Raw genomic sequence first — 13,456 nt, forward strand, 5'->3', positions numbered from 1 at the left:
GTCGTTTTTACCTTGTTGTGGCAACGCGGCCATGGCGCGCCAATGTCGCGCGCAGGGGCGCGGGAATGTCCGTGCTTTCACGCACGTCGGCGTGAACGCAGATGGGGGAGAAGCGGGCGCTGAAAACGGGCTCGCCGTTTGATCGTTTCCCCTCGCAGTGAAAGTCGAAGCTGCGTGTGCGGATCTCACCGACATAGCATTCGAGATCGACAACGTCGTTGGGCCAGAGCGTTCCCGAGAAGTCAAAGCTCATGCCGCGACAAGGAAAGCCCACGCCGTACGCTTGACCGAGAGAGTTCCCGGCACCGTCTGCGATGTGATCCTTGAAGAGCGAAAGAGCGCCAAGGAGATAGTCCGGAAAACGTCCCGTATAGACGACGCCTGCCGGGTCGCAATCGCCCCAACGCACAGTACGCCGCACGACGAATGGCGAGACGTTGAGCACGTACTCGTAGCTCTGTGTCATTGCAGCGCCTCGCCAGCCGGCAAAGCGCCAGCATTCGCGAGCTCCTGCATGAGCGCAGGATATTGCTCGCGCAGCCGCGCCGCGTCGACGCGGCCCGTGCGCGTCATGAAGTGGTACACGAACTCGTGCGGCGTGTAGGACTCCATCCATTCACGGATCTGCTCGTACCATTCATACGAGGCCTCGGACGCGCCGATCAGGCGATCCTTCGCTTCGCGCCGCGTCGCGACGTAGGCACGCAGCGCTGCCTGTGCGTCGTCGGTGTTCGCGGCGATCGATTGCGCGAGCGCGATCGAATCCTCCATCGCGATGCGAGTGCCCGAACCAATCGAGAAATGGGCACTGGCCAGTGCGTCGCCGATCAGCACGCGATTGCCGCTGTACCAGTTGTCATTGCGAATCACCGGAAACTGCCGCCAGTTCGAGTTGTTCGAGACGAGGCCGTGGCCATCCAGTTCGGGGGCAAAGACGCGCTCGAACAGCGTCCGGCGCTCGTCCGCGCAGGCGTTTTCGAGTCCGAAATGTTGCCACGTTCGATCGTCGCATTCGGCCACGAACGTACTCATTCCATCGGAATAAGGGTAGTAGTGTGCGACGAAATAGCCGCCTTCGTGGCGGCGAAACACCAGCGAAGGACATGGAAAAGCCTTCTGCACGCCGAACCACGCGAAGTGATTGCTCAGATCGCGTCGCGTCGTACCGAAACCGGCTTCGTCGCTCGTCCGCACGAGCGAATTAACCCCGTCCGCGCCCACGACGATGTCACCGGTGAGCGTTGCAATGTCGAGTACGCGCGATGACCACGTCACGCGGATGCCAAGGCGTGCAGCATGTTCTTGCAGAATGGACAGCAGACGCAGCCGTGCGATCGCTCCACCGCCCTGGCCCGGACGCTGCACCGTGAGCGCGGTCTCGCCACTGACGATAGTCTGCTGGGTGCTGAACTTCATCGCCTTGATCAGATCGGCGCACACGTCGGGCGCGGCGTCACTGAGCCGGGCAAGGCCCGTATCCGCGAGGACGACACCAAACCCGAAAGTTGCATCGGGCGCATTTTGTTCGAAGACTTCGATTTCGACGCCGGGCGCGTTCTTTGCGAGCAATATGGCGAGGAAGAGGCCCGACGGACCACCGCCAACGATATCGACTTTCATGATTGCACCACAGGGCTGATCACGAGGCTGTCAGTGTCGAACTGCTCGATGTGACCAGCCAGACCGCCCGTGAGCGCACCGTACCAGACCGCGGGCTTGAAGCCGAGCGCCTTGCGCTTAAACGTGATGCCGGGATTGCCGTCGATGCGGATGTAGCCGTTGTCAATGGCTGTTGTGGCGTAAGCGCCGGACTCTCGCGCGGAATCAATGAGCGGACGGAATTCGGGTACGTCGAGAACAAACACCGAAGCGACACTCGTATCAGCCGAAGCCTGCATACGGCTCGCCTTGCGCTGCCACACGGGATCGATCGAGGCGAACGGTTCGCCACGCTCGCCGCGCTGTTCCATCTCGATGGCGGCTTCGATCGTGCGCGTTGCGTCCGCAGCGTCCATCGCGTCGAACGGGCGCGTCTGGTAGGTGATTTCGATCGGATAGCCGTTCGGGTCGTTGAAGTAAATCGATTCGATGACTTCGTGGCGCACCTGATAGCGCAGATCGATGCCAGCCTGTTCGACGCGCGTACGCCATGCAGCCAGTTCGACCGCATCGTTGACCTGCCACGCGGTATGCGTCGCGCGCACCTGATAGTGATCGCTCGGCGCAAGCTGCTCGGGGCGAACCGTGCCGATGTAGTAGAAGAACGCGATGGTGCTGCCGTTACCGCTGTCGAAGAAGAAGTGCAGAAAATCGGCGTGATCGGCCGGCCCCCAACCGCGCGCCGAGATGGCATGCACGAGTGGCAGGCCAAGCAGATCCCGATAAAAGTGCACGGTCTCTTCGAGCTTCCACGTAGGACGGGCCGTATGATGCACACCACGCAATACGGGGCGCGTGAGCAGCGACGAATGGATGGGCTGATTCATGTCTTATCCTCGATTGGCGGCGTGGGCCGCGCCTTCGTTCTGGAGGCGCTCGATGAGTTGCTGGCGCAGCAGGACCTTGCTGCGCTTACCGGATGCGGTGACGGGGAATTCGTCGATCAATTCGAGCCGTTCGGGCCACTTGAACTTCGCAAGACCTTCGGACTCCAGAAAGCTCGTGAGCTTCGCGAGGGTGAGTGGCGTATCGTCCGGACTGGGAACGACGAACGCGCAGACCCGTTCGCCATAAACCGGATCGGGCATACCGATGACCGCCGACGCATGCACGCTCGGACAACGGTTGATGACGTTCTCGAGCTCTTCTGCGTTGATCTTTTCGCCGCCGCGGTCGACCACGTCCTTCGTACGGCCGCGGAAGAAAAAGTAGCGCTTGCCGTCGATGACCTCGGCCATCATGAGGTCGCCCGAACGGTAAAAGCCGTCGGCGGTGAAGCGATGCACATCTTCTTTTTCAGACTTGTAGTAACCACGGATCGTGTAGGGGCCGCGGAAGATGGCTTCACCGGTCTCGCCGTCGGGCACTTCCGTTTCCCCGCCAATCTCGACGATCCTGACTTCGTCCCACGTCGAAACCGGGCGGCCCACAGATTCATCGAGCGCGTATTGCGGATCGCCTTCCTGTGCGAACATGATCACGCCTTCCGTCATGCCGAAGATGTGATAGCAGGGCGATCCGAGCATCTCGCGCAGCCGGGGGGCATTCTTGGGCCCGATCATCTTGCGCTTCGCCTTCGTGGCGGGCGTCGCGCGCTTCATCTGCTCCGCCACGCGTGAAAGGATCGGGCCGGCGAGGCCGTACCACGTCGGCTCATAGCGCTCGATCGTGCTGGAGAGCGTTTCCGTCGAGATGTCGGGGCACACCGTTACGCGCCCGCCTGAGAGCAGAATCGGCCCAAAGAAGCAGACCATGTTCATGTTGTGCATGAACGGCGTTGGCATGAAGAGCACGTCGTCGCTTGTGTAACGATTCCACGCTGCGACGGCCTGCATGTTATAGAGGTATTCGTTGTGAAAGCGCGGGATGATCTTCGGCACGCCCGTCGTGCCGCCGGAGAGCTGGAAGACGACTGCCTGGAAGGGATCGTCTTCGACGCGGGCGAGCAGTTCGAGCGCATCGCTTGTGGGCATACCGTCGATCAGGGACCACAAAGTGGCGGCCTCGCCGCGTTGCGTGCCGCGCGCCTGGACCGTGATCTTCAGCGACGCAACCTGTGCGCGCATCTCCGCGGCAAAGGCGACGTCGTCGAATTTCGCATCATCGCCTTGAACCAGATGCACCGCTGCTTCGCAGAGATTCCCGAGATAGCCGATCTCGTGCTTGCGGAAGGCCTGAAGCGCGCAAAGCGGAATCAACGACGCCTTCAGGCAGCCAATAAAGGCAATCAGCAATTCGTTGCAGTTGCCGCATTGCAGGATCACGCGATCGAGAGGTTGTGCGCCGAGACGAAGCAGCGCCGCCCCGAAACGATCGGTGAGATCGTCGAGCTGTGCGTAAGTGTATTCGCCTTCGGCACCGACGAGTGCAGGCTTCGCGGCGTGTTTCGCGAACGCTTCCCGAAACGCTGACGTCAGCGATTGGGTGCCGAGCACGCCGGCTTCCAGATACGTGCGCAGTCTCGCTTCGTCGCGATATCGAACGCCCGGCAGTGCAACTCGGGGCTGGGTTGGTTGTGCTTGCAACGTTGTCTCCATCATTGTGTGTAAGCCGGCATTCAGTTGGCCGGGAATCGTGCGTTCAGCCAGTCGACGATATGGCGCCCCGCGACCTCGCGCCCGGACGGTTCATCGCGCTGAAGGGCCATACCGTGGTGGTTGCCGCGCACGCGCACACGCGTTTTGTCGCGTGCACCTAGACCGTTGAAGATTGCCTCAAGATCTCTGGGAAAGGCACACTGGTCGCCCGTGTATTCGAGCAGGAGCGTTGGCGCGACGATCGATTCGGCACATTTTTCGAAGGATGCGCGCGTCGAGAGCCCCGACCACGTAGAAAGCCACGACTCCGGCGTGACGATGCGACCGAAGGCGACGCTGCCCCAGTTCGATACGAACGGATCATTGCCCCATAGTGACCCCGCCTTGCGGTCTGACGGATCGATGGAGATGTCCCATGCGCGCAGGTCGGCGTCGGTGCGCCAGATCTGGAAGATCGGCGCATGGGCGGCGACGCGGCGATCGGCGAAAGAGGGCGCGTCGCCTTTCAGGCGGCGCCGTGCCTCCAGCTTCTGCTGGATCAGGCTGCGAGCCTTCTCGTCCAGTCGCTGCGCACGCAGCCGCTGCGCGACGCGATAACGTTCGGCAAATCCAGGCGTGTAACGTGCGGTGCGGGTAACGGGGTCGTAGCCGTTGTCGGGAGAAAACGGATCGAGCGACGCGTCAACCGCCATCGGATCGTTTTCATCAACAACACTCGGGTCGAGGCTATTCAGCAGAATTGCGCCTTGTCCCGGATGCGGCGAGACGAGAATGAAGCCGTCCGCGCAGGGCATGGCGGCTTCGGCCAGTCCGGTCGGCCTGCCTGCTGGCGTCTGCGTCAGTCGCTCGGCAGGCGCCATGCGCGATTGCTGGTTGTAGAACGCGTACAGCGCGCCACCCCCAGAATTGCCGAGCAAAACGATATCGCGGTAACCGAGTTCGCGCAGATGCTGCATGCCGGCCGCAACGTCGAGCAGCGCCAGCTCGTGCTCGAGCCGCAGGTCGTTGCCGATCGAGCGCGGCCCCTGCACCCAGCATGCACAGCCCGCGTCGAGCACGGCAGGCACGAGATAGTGCGTCACCGACATCTCGCGCGGATGCATGATCGACACGACCGTCTTTTCGTTGCCTGATGCCGTGAAAAGAAAGCCGAGGGTCTTCTGACCGTCTGCGGTCTGCAACGACCAGGGTACGACCTTGTAAGGGCGGCGCATCAACGCGGGATCCCAGTTTGCGCCGCGCAGTCCCGCTGTTACGGTCGCTTTCTCTACCTGTTCCACGACGTCTCCTTCAACAGTAATTGAATCTGATGGAAAACAGGTTATGGATTAATTGACATATCGTCAATTAATATTTGACGGTAGACTGTCGGTACTTTCCCGACCGACGCCGCTGATCGATGACTGCACGCCCCCCCAAAAAGCCCGAACCTCCTGCGCAAGCCGCACCGCGCCGACGCGGTCGGCCACCGAAAGCCGCGGCGGCAATTGGTGCGGAAGCCTTGTTATCGCGCAACGTGATCATTGAGCGGGCCAGTGAAATGGCGAAGACGGTGGCGCTCGATCAGGTGTCGATCGCCCAGCTTGCAAAGGATTTTGGCGTTGCGCCCGGTTTGATTCATTACTACCTCGGCAACCGCGACGACCTCATCTCCGGCGTGCTCAATCGCTATTACCGGCGCCGTCTCGAAGCGCTACCCGCATTGACCGGGGATTGGCGCTCGGACGTGGAGATCATTTCGCGTTCATCCTTCGAACTCGCGTGCGAGATTCCGGGTGTCAGCATGTATGTGGCGTCGCACAACCGCTTTCGTCTGTTCCAGTCCGTGGCGCCGGGCGAGATCGACTACGGGATGGCGCTGTTCAACCATATAACTTCCGCGTTTCTACAGGGCGGCTTCTCGCCGGACCAATCGGCGCTTGCTTATCACCTGCTTGCGCAATACCTGCTTTCGTCCAGTATTTCGGCGGCAGGGCGGCAGTCGCCAGCAGAGCATTCGAGTTATCTGCGCGGCAAGTTCGATTCAATTTCCGACACTCGCTATCCGGCGGCAAAGATCGTCGGTGCAGCGTTTTCGGGGCTCGGTGCTGAATACGCGTTCGACGCGGGGCTCAAGTTGTTGCTCGATGGATTTGCCAACTGGCAATCGAACGAGGTGGCGGAAGTTGGGAAATCTCAAGCGTCGCGCGCGCCCCGCAAGCCAAGGGGCGCACGCGCGACCTGACGGCTCAGAATTTGTGTCGAATGCCGATGCGAACGCCAATCTGCTTGTCGGTGGTGGAGGGGCTAAAGCCCGCGATCGAGGCAACGGCTGGGTGTGCCAGCGAGTCGGTTCCCATCGCGCGCTGCAAGACCGTCAACAGATAGAGGTCAGTGCGTTTGGAAAGAAAGTAATCGGCCGCTAGATCGAGTTGTAGATACTTCGCGCCGTCATCGCCTTTGACTGAGTTCCGGTGTGTGTAGTCGATACCGCTGCCCAGTTGAAGAAACGGCGTAACGTTGTAGCGCACGTTCAAATCGATGCTGGTGAACACGGCATTGCCGCTGTAACCGAGCGGATTCGGGCCCGACGATGAGCCAAGGTGATCGAAGCGCGTGTTGGTGGCGGCAAGAGAAAAGACCGCGCCGCTGAGTGTGTATGAAGTTCCCGCGCCGAGGATTTCAAGTGTCCTGGCGGAGGCATAGCCCGCATACACGGGATACGACTGCGGGCTCGTGGCGCTGCCCCCCGAGCCGATATTGTTGGTCGTAGCGGTTCCCTTGTTGGGCGTGTTGCCGTAAAAGGAGACGTTCGGGTCGCGCGCGTTCAGGTAGCCCGCTCCGAATGCGAAGCTTCCGCCGGTATAGCCTGCGCCGAGCGACCATATCTGGTTCTGCGTGGCGTTGCCTGCAATGCCGCCGAGACTGTACAGCGCGCCGGCACTGAAGCCGCCGAATTTTGCCGTGGTGATCTTGACGGCGTTGTTAATCCGGTTGGTATTGGTCAGGTTGTCGAGATCGTCGGGGTGCGCCCCCATATAGCCAGCCCACGAGCCGGAAGCCGCGAACGACTGCACGAAGTCGATGAGCGGGTCGTACTGCCGGCCTGCTGTGATGCGACCCAGCGGACTGGAAAGGCCAACGTAGGCCTGCCGACCGAACTCCGCGCCTCCTTGCGCCAGCGCGCCGCTGTTAGCCAGGAAGCCATTCTCCAGCACAAAGATCGCGCTCAGTCCCGCACCTAGGTCCTCCGTTCCCCGCAGCCCCCAGCGGCTCCCGCTGAGACCCGTCGCATGCGCGTCGGTCAAAGCAAATTGCGGTCCCCCGACCGCTGTTTTGTTCACCACGCCAGTCTGCGCATTGTTCGCGTAGCTCACGCCAATATCGATAATCCCGTAGAGCGTGACCGAACTTTGCGCGTGCGCGGGTATAGCCAGTACAAGGGAAAACGCGCTGAGTGCTGCGTGCCTCCGAAGCATGTTATGTCTCCAAATATGGTGTTTTATTGATCAAGAGCCGGATTCGTCGTTCCGGATTCGCTGCGTTGTTGCACTTATTGATGTGCAATCAATTTAGCGAAGAATCGACGATAATTGGCGCTAAGTCAATAAATTTGACCACCATTCGCGTAGGAGTTAACCCGTTGCGGGCGCAACGTCTTGTGCGTGGGACGCGGAAATCGGGGGACAGGGGCGCGTGTTTATCGCTTCGCCAACCGAGGAAAGAGTGCTTCGGCATTCGTGCGATAAATCGCTTCGCGTTGGGCATCGCTCAGCGGATAGGCCTCAAGCTGTCTCGTGAAATTGACCGAGCGTTCCTTGTTTGCATAGGGCCAATCGCTGCCAAAGGTAATGTGGCTCGGATCGGCGAAAGCGAGCAGAGCGGGGAGCGCGTAGGGGCTGCTGGAGAGCGCAGTGTCGAAATAGAACTGCTTCAAGCGCGCCAGGCCGCCTGCATTCTTGCCGTCCGGAGACACGATCCGCGCGATGCGTTCTGCTGCATACGGCACGAATCCACCCGCATGTGACAGGATGATCTTGACGTTCGGGAATCGCTCCAGCCAGCCGGACCTGGCGATATTGATGGCCGCGCGGGTGGTGTCGAGCAGGAAGTCGGCCGCGAACGGCGGGATGCCGGGCACAGGCTCGCAGGGCAGGTCGCCGGGATGGACAAACACAACCGCGTGCCGATCGTTCAGCTCCTCGAAGAGCGGCGCCCACGCTTCGTCGCCCAGATAGGTTCCACGAACGCTGCTGATCAAGACAATGCCATCGGCGTTAAGAGTATCGAGCGCATACCGGGCTTCGTCGATGGCGCCTGCGACGTCCGGAAGCGTCAACGTGGCGAAAAAGCCGAAGCGCTCTGGATATTGGCGGACGACGCCAGCGGCAAACTCATTGACTTCGCGTGCCTTTTCTCGGGCTTCAACGTCGTCGCCCAGATGGACGCCCGGCGTCGACACGGAGAAAATCCCCGTCGCCGTGCCTTCGGCATCCAGAAGATCCAGCGCGCCTTCGGTACTCCAATGCGGGATTGCGAGCCCACCCGCAGTAATGCCGCGCTGCTCGAGCCAGGTGGCATAGGCGGGAGGAACAATGTGGTGATGGGTATCGATCTTCGTGGTCATGTCTACACTATCCTGATAGCTGGGTCGCTCCTCGTCCGACAAACCTGTTGGTTGTATGCGCAACCTTATTTGCGCATGGCGACAGGAGCCGGAGGTTGGCTCCGTCGTCGGGGTTGTCGATGGGAGGATTACAGCGACTAAGTGCCGGAGGGTTTCTTCGGATTGGAGAATCCATCGGCGACAGATGCATTTTGCGGCTGCGAATTTAATAGGTAAAATGAATAATTAGCGTATTAAATATTCATATGTAGAATATTTAGCGAGCGCGTAAGCAGATCAATGCTTGCAGGGGCGCCGGCAAGGAGCGTTTGAGTGAATTTTTCCGCGGTGGAAGCTTTTCTCGCGATCGTGCGCAGCAATGGCGTCAGTAAGGCCGCGGAAGTGCTATGCCTCACGCAGCCGACAGTGAGCAAGCGCCTGAGCCTTCTGGAGGCAGAGTTGGGCGTTGTTTTGATCGAGCGTGGGCGGGGCATCCGGGACGTTCGGCTGACCGACGCTGGCGAGGCGTTTCTCGATGTCGCCGAGCGATGGATGACGCTGCACCGCGAAACGCTGGCGATATCCAGCCACGCAGAACGTTCGTCTTTGCGTATCGGTAGCGTGGCGGCGATTAATTTCGAGCTTCTTGACGATGTGTACGAACGACTCTCGCAGTTGGATCTGCCACTTCTCATTTCGATTCAGTCAGGACGGTCGCGAGAACTCTTTGACAAGGTTGCCCGCAGTGAGCTTGACGTGGCCTTCACGCGGCAGACATTCGCACACGATCAAGTCATCACCCGCAAGCTCTATAGCCAACCTGTCGTTGGGCTTTGCCTGCCGGCGTCTCCACTTGCCGGTAGGCGCGACGTCGATGCTGGCGAGCTACGCGGCGAACATGAGATATTCGCGAGTTCCGACGAAGAGTTCCTGGCGTGGCACGCTACGCGCTGGACTTCACGTGTGCAAGGCAGGCTCACTGTCGATACGATTCATTTGACGCTTTCTCTTCTCCGCAGCCCTGAGCAGTGGAGCCTGGTACCGGCAAGGGTGGCCCAGGTCGCCTGTCTGCGACGTGGGTTTAGCTCTTTCTCCTTGTGGGGACCCACGCCGCAACGATCGTGTTTCATGATCACGCACGCGCGAAAGCGTCGTGCCGCGACGGAAGCAATGAGGGCGCTCAACACCCTGATCGATCGCGCGCTCAGCAACGATCCACAGTGATGGTGCAGCGTCTAGTGGTGTATCAGCGGGATTGTGGCTTGCGATCGCGCAGCCGTCGCTCGACAGATATCTCATGCACCGGGATCTATCGGTCACGCCCTCGCACTGGCAGCCTGCCACACCGCTTGTCGCGAGACCGGAGGACCTCTGCGAGCCAATGGCGGCAGACCAGCTTTTCCTGGGCGCTCGCCCTTGCCGCTCACATGCAGCCAGTGGTCACCGCGATCGTCTGTTTCAATGTTCCCTAACGTCGCGCCGACCAGCTCTGCCGCCCGTAGACCGGTCGCATTTGTATCGCCCACCAGAAGCCTTAACCGCTGTGCTGCCGGTTCGCTCCAGCCGTATGACCATGCGAGTCCATCCGCAACAGTTCGAAGATGCCGCCCGTCGCTCTCGGTGAAGCTACGGCTCACATCGATCCCGGCTCGCGCCTGCCCACGCACCGTTATGCCAGCGAGTGGATTGGCGAAAACGTATCGTTGCTCGACCAGCCATCGATACATCGTGGACAGGACGGTCAGTGCATGCGCGGTTGATCTTGAGGAGGGGGCGCCTGCGAAGAAGCGCCATTCGATGCTGTTGCGTCGACGCGGTGGGCCTGTCCAGCGGTGCGCGGGCACCGGTCGCCGCAGAAACCAGCGGCCAGATCCAAGCGATGGCGGCTTTTCGCGAAAGCAGTCAACTTCAGGCGGATGCGCGCACGCGTCTGGCGGGCGGAGCGATCGGGCGTCTGGCGGTGCCCGAGCTAGCGCTCGATTGCCTCGCGTGCGTTCACACCGGCATACCAGCTGCGCAGCGCGGCCAGTTCCGCGTCGTCTGGAAACGCACCGGCGTACGAGGGAACGGCTTCAGACTGATGCGTTTTCATGACCGCCAAACGGGGATGCCGACGTTGCCAGACTGACAATGGCAGTTATCGCAATGGCGCGGTCGTGATGCGGGTCTTCGATGGACACTTGATCGCTCGCACTACGGAGGTCATGTCGATCGGCCTCGGTAGCTTTGGACCTAAAGTCTTTAACGCCCCAGCTGAACAGCGCTACTCTGACTGTCGAGAAATTTGCACTAATACGTTCAACGACAGGGTACACCAGGACCGATTCCACGCGAATAAAATAGGTCAAAGCTCCGTGTCGTTTGAACGGGTCAGACGCATTGAAATGGAAAATCGCTCGGCCGGATGGACGGTCACGGTCACCTCAAACGATTTTCCCGATGCGTCGAAATACTGGCGCACCACGCGCAACGCGGCCGTGCCCGCATCGACAGCCAGGCGCATGGCCATATCCGGCGCGAGAATCAGCGCGCTCACATCCTGGCGAATCTCCGCCACGCGCCGTCCGTAGCGCGTCTCGATCAGCGAACTGATCAGCGTGTCCGGTTCGGTGCGCGCGTGGTCGGCTACTTCCCGGTAGGCGGGGTCGATGTAGACGTCGGTCCAGCCGACCGGCACGGCGGGCACGCCCCGCGCGGATGCCCGCGCTGGCTGCGCATTGCGTTCCACGCGCAGGCTCGAAATACGCAGCCAGCGCTCCCCCTCGTCGCATTGCAGTACGTCCGCAAGCGCGGTGTCGGCGACCACTTCCTCCACCGACTGCACCTCGCGCAGATTCTCGCTGCCGAACTGCACCAGATCGTCCACTGAAGCGAGCGTCGGTCGGAAGCCGTTGCGCGGCTGCGCTGACTCGACGCGCGTGCCCGCATTCTTGCGGCGCGAGACGAAACCAAGCTGCTGAAGCTCGTGGAGCGCCGCACGGATTGTGTGGCGGCTCGTCTGGTACTGGTCGCGCAACTCCAGTTCGGTCGGCAAATAGCTGCCGACCGGAAAACGGCCAGAGGCAATGCCCTCGGTCAGTTCGCGGGCGATTTCGGCAAAGCGGGGTCTGTTCATGTAGGGAGTTTAAGGCGCGCACGTCGAGCATAGGGGTATATCACCACTTGCTCAATATGTTCGAACATATTAATCTAAATATGTCCGGACATATTTCGCGTTGCGACGACAGTCCGTCCCCTGAATTTCTAGCCAGATACCGAACCATGATCCGCAGCCAGATGCCCGCTTCCAGCACCGTCGTCGATTCCATCCTGTTTCGCGACGCCTTCGGCACCGCCAAAATGCGCGCCGTTTTCTCTGATACCGCGCTGATCCAGCGCTACATCGACGTCGAAGTCGCGCTGGCCAAGGCCGAGGCTCGCTGCGGCGTGATTCCGCTTGATGCGGCCGACGTGATCGCCCGCGAGTCGCAGATCGAGCGGATCGATTTCGACCATATGCGCGACGAAACCGACATCGTCGGCTATCCGATCCTGCCGCTCGTGCACCAGCTCGTCGGCATGTGTGGCGAAGCGGGGCGCTACGTGCACTGGGGCGCCACCACGCAGGACATCATGGATACGGCAGTGGCGCTGCAGGTGCGCGACGCGCTCGATTCGGTCGACGCCGATATCCGCGAACTGCGCGGCATTCTGGGCGACCTAGCGAAGAAGCATCGCGACACGCCGATGGCGGGACGCACGCACCTGCAGCAGGCGCTGCCCGTGACGTTCGGCTACAAGGCCGCGATCTGGCTGGCGATGTTCGACCGCCATCAGCAGCGCATTGCGCAACTGCGTCCGCGCGTGGCAGTGGTGGAGTTTGCGGGCGCGGCAGGCACGCTCGCGTCGATTGGCGACAAGGGCTTCGAAGTGCAAAAGGCGCTCGCGCAGGAGCTGGGTCTGGGCGTGCCGGCCACGACGTGGCACGTCGCTCGCGACGGTTTTGCCGAAGCCGTGAACCTGCTTGCGCTTGTGACCGGATCGCTCGGCAAGATCGCCACCGACATCATGATCATGGCGTCCAACGAATTCGCCGAAGTCTACGAGCCATTCGTGAAGGGCCGCGGCGCGAGCAGCACGATGCCGCAAAAGCGCAATCCGATTTCGAGCGAACTGATGCTCGCGGCGGCCAAGGCCGTGCGCCAGCACGCGGGCCTGATGGTCGACGCGATGATCCAGGACTTCGAGCGCGCGACCGGCCCGTGGCACGCCGAATGGATCGCGATTCCGGAGAGCTTCATCCTCGCTTCGGGGGCGCTGCATCAGGCGAAGTTCGCGCTGGGCGGTCTGATCGTCGATACAGCGCGCATGAAGCACAACCTTGGCATCAGCAAGGGCTTGATCGTCGCCGAGGCCGCGATGATGCAGATGGCGCCGTTCACGGGCCGTCAGCAGGCACACGATCTGGTCTATGACGCGTGCCGCACGGTGAACGAGCAGGGCGGCACGCTGGCCGACGCGCTCGCCGCGCTGCCCGCCGTCACGCAACACTTCGATCGCGCCGCCATCGACCGCATGACCGATCCGGCCAACTATCTGGGCCTCGCGCCGCAGATGGTCGACCGCGCGCTCGCCGCTTCGAGCGAGATCTGATCGTACGCAACTGGAGGAGACGCATCATGAACGAGAAGATCCT

The 13,456-nt window shown here is 61.2% G+C and carries 12 protein-coding genes and 1 pseudogene; 3 read left to right on the plus strand and 10 right to left on the minus strand.

Annotated elements, in window-relative coordinates:
• Positions 1-7: 7 nt before the first annotated feature.
• Genes G3N59_RS16035 through G3N59_RS16055 form a run of 5 tightly spaced genes read right to left on the minus strand, consistent with a single transcriptional unit; the run spans position 8 to position 5,476 of the window.
• Entirely contained in the window at positions 8-466 is a 459-nt protein-coding gene (locus G3N59_RS16035) for an acyl-CoA thioesterase (RefSeq protein ID WP_205983589.1), read from the minus strand.
• Complete coding sequence (locus tag G3N59_RS16040; RefSeq protein ID WP_205983590.1) at positions 463-1,620, minus strand: FAD-dependent monooxygenase; 1,158 nt, start codon at positions 1,618-1,620, stop codon at positions 463-465. Before G3N59_RS16040 ends, G3N59_RS16035 begins: the two co-directional genes overlap by 4 nt.
• Positions 1,617-2,486, minus strand: a complete 870-nt coding sequence (locus tag G3N59_RS16045; RefSeq protein ID WP_205983591.1) for a VOC family protein — start codon at positions 2,484-2,486, stop codon at positions 1,617-1,619. Before G3N59_RS16045 ends, G3N59_RS16040 begins: the two co-directional genes overlap by 4 nt.
• A 3-nt stretch (positions 2,487-2,489) precedes the next feature.
• Entirely contained in the window at positions 2,490-4,184 is a 1,695-nt protein-coding gene (locus G3N59_RS16050; protein ID WP_241023481.1) for an AMP-binding protein, read from the minus strand.
• Between the two features lie 32 nt (positions 4,185-4,216).
• Positions 4,217-5,476: an alpha/beta hydrolase gene (locus G3N59_RS16055; protein ID WP_205983592.1), complete on the minus strand. Its 1,260-nt coding sequence runs from the start codon at positions 5,474-5,476 to the stop codon at positions 4,217-4,219.
• Between the two features lie 287 nt (positions 5,477-5,763).
• Between G3N59_RS16055 and G3N59_RS16060 the strand changes: the two genes are divergently transcribed.
• Positions 5,764-6,420: a TetR/AcrR family transcriptional regulator gene (locus G3N59_RS16060; protein ID WP_346777893.1), complete on the plus strand. Its 657-nt coding sequence runs from the start codon at positions 5,764-5,766 to the stop codon at positions 6,418-6,420.
• Between the two features lie 4 nt (positions 6,421-6,424).
• Here the strand turns inward: G3N59_RS16060 and G3N59_RS16065 are convergent, their stop codons facing one another.
• Positions 6,425-7,654 carry a porin gene (locus G3N59_RS16065; RefSeq protein WP_205983594.1) on the minus strand — a complete coding sequence of 410 codons (1,230 nt, stop codon included), beginning with the start codon at positions 7,652-7,654 and terminating at the stop codon, positions 6,425-6,427.
• Between the two features lie 221 nt (positions 7,655-7,875).
• Positions 7,876-8,802, minus strand: coding sequence for an amidohydrolase family protein (locus G3N59_RS16070; RefSeq protein ID WP_205983595.1), 927 nt, complete (start codon positions 8,800-8,802; stop codon positions 7,876-7,878).
• A gap of 312 nt (positions 8,803-9,114) precedes the next feature.
• On the opposite strand from G3N59_RS16070, the gene G3N59_RS16075 reads away from it, so the two are divergent.
• The gene (locus G3N59_RS16075; protein WP_205983596.1) at positions 9,115-10,005 is read left to right on the plus strand and encodes a LysR family transcriptional regulator; all 891 of its coding nucleotides are present in this window, start codon (positions 9,115-9,117) and stop codon (positions 10,003-10,005) included.
• A gap of 158 nt (positions 10,006-10,163) precedes the next feature.
• Here G3N59_RS16075 and G3N59_RS37040 read toward each other — a convergent pair.
• From G3N59_RS37040 to G3N59_RS16080, 3 genes and pseudogenes are all read right to left on the minus strand, one after another.
• A pseudogene (locus G3N59_RS37040) lies at positions 10,164-10,646 on the minus strand (integrase); the annotation flags it as partial.
• Positions 10,647-10,750: 104 nt separating this feature from the next.
• On the minus strand, positions 10,751-10,873 hold the full coding sequence (locus G3N59_RS37315) for a hypothetical protein (protein WP_277397916.1): 123 nt from the start codon (positions 10,871-10,873) through the stop codon (positions 10,751-10,753).
• Positions 10,874-11,125: 252 nt separating this feature from the next.
• Complete coding sequence (locus tag G3N59_RS16080) at positions 11,126-11,896, minus strand: GntR family transcriptional regulator (RefSeq protein ID WP_205983597.1); 771 nt, start codon at positions 11,894-11,896, stop codon at positions 11,126-11,128.
• A 146-nt stretch (positions 11,897-12,042) separates the two neighbouring features.
• Between G3N59_RS16080 and G3N59_RS16085 the strand changes: the two genes are divergently transcribed.
• The gene (locus G3N59_RS16085) at positions 12,043-13,413 is read left to right on the plus strand and encodes an adenylosuccinate lyase family protein (protein WP_205983598.1); all 1,371 of its coding nucleotides are present in this window, start codon (positions 12,043-12,045) and stop codon (positions 13,411-13,413) included.
• Positions 13,414-13,456: the final 43 nt, after the last annotated feature.

Origin of the sequence: Paraburkholderia sp. Ac-20340, from assembly GCF_017104965.1 — a bacterium.
Classification (GTDB): domain Bacteria; phylum Pseudomonadota; class Gammaproteobacteria; order Burkholderiales; family Burkholderiaceae; genus Paraburkholderia.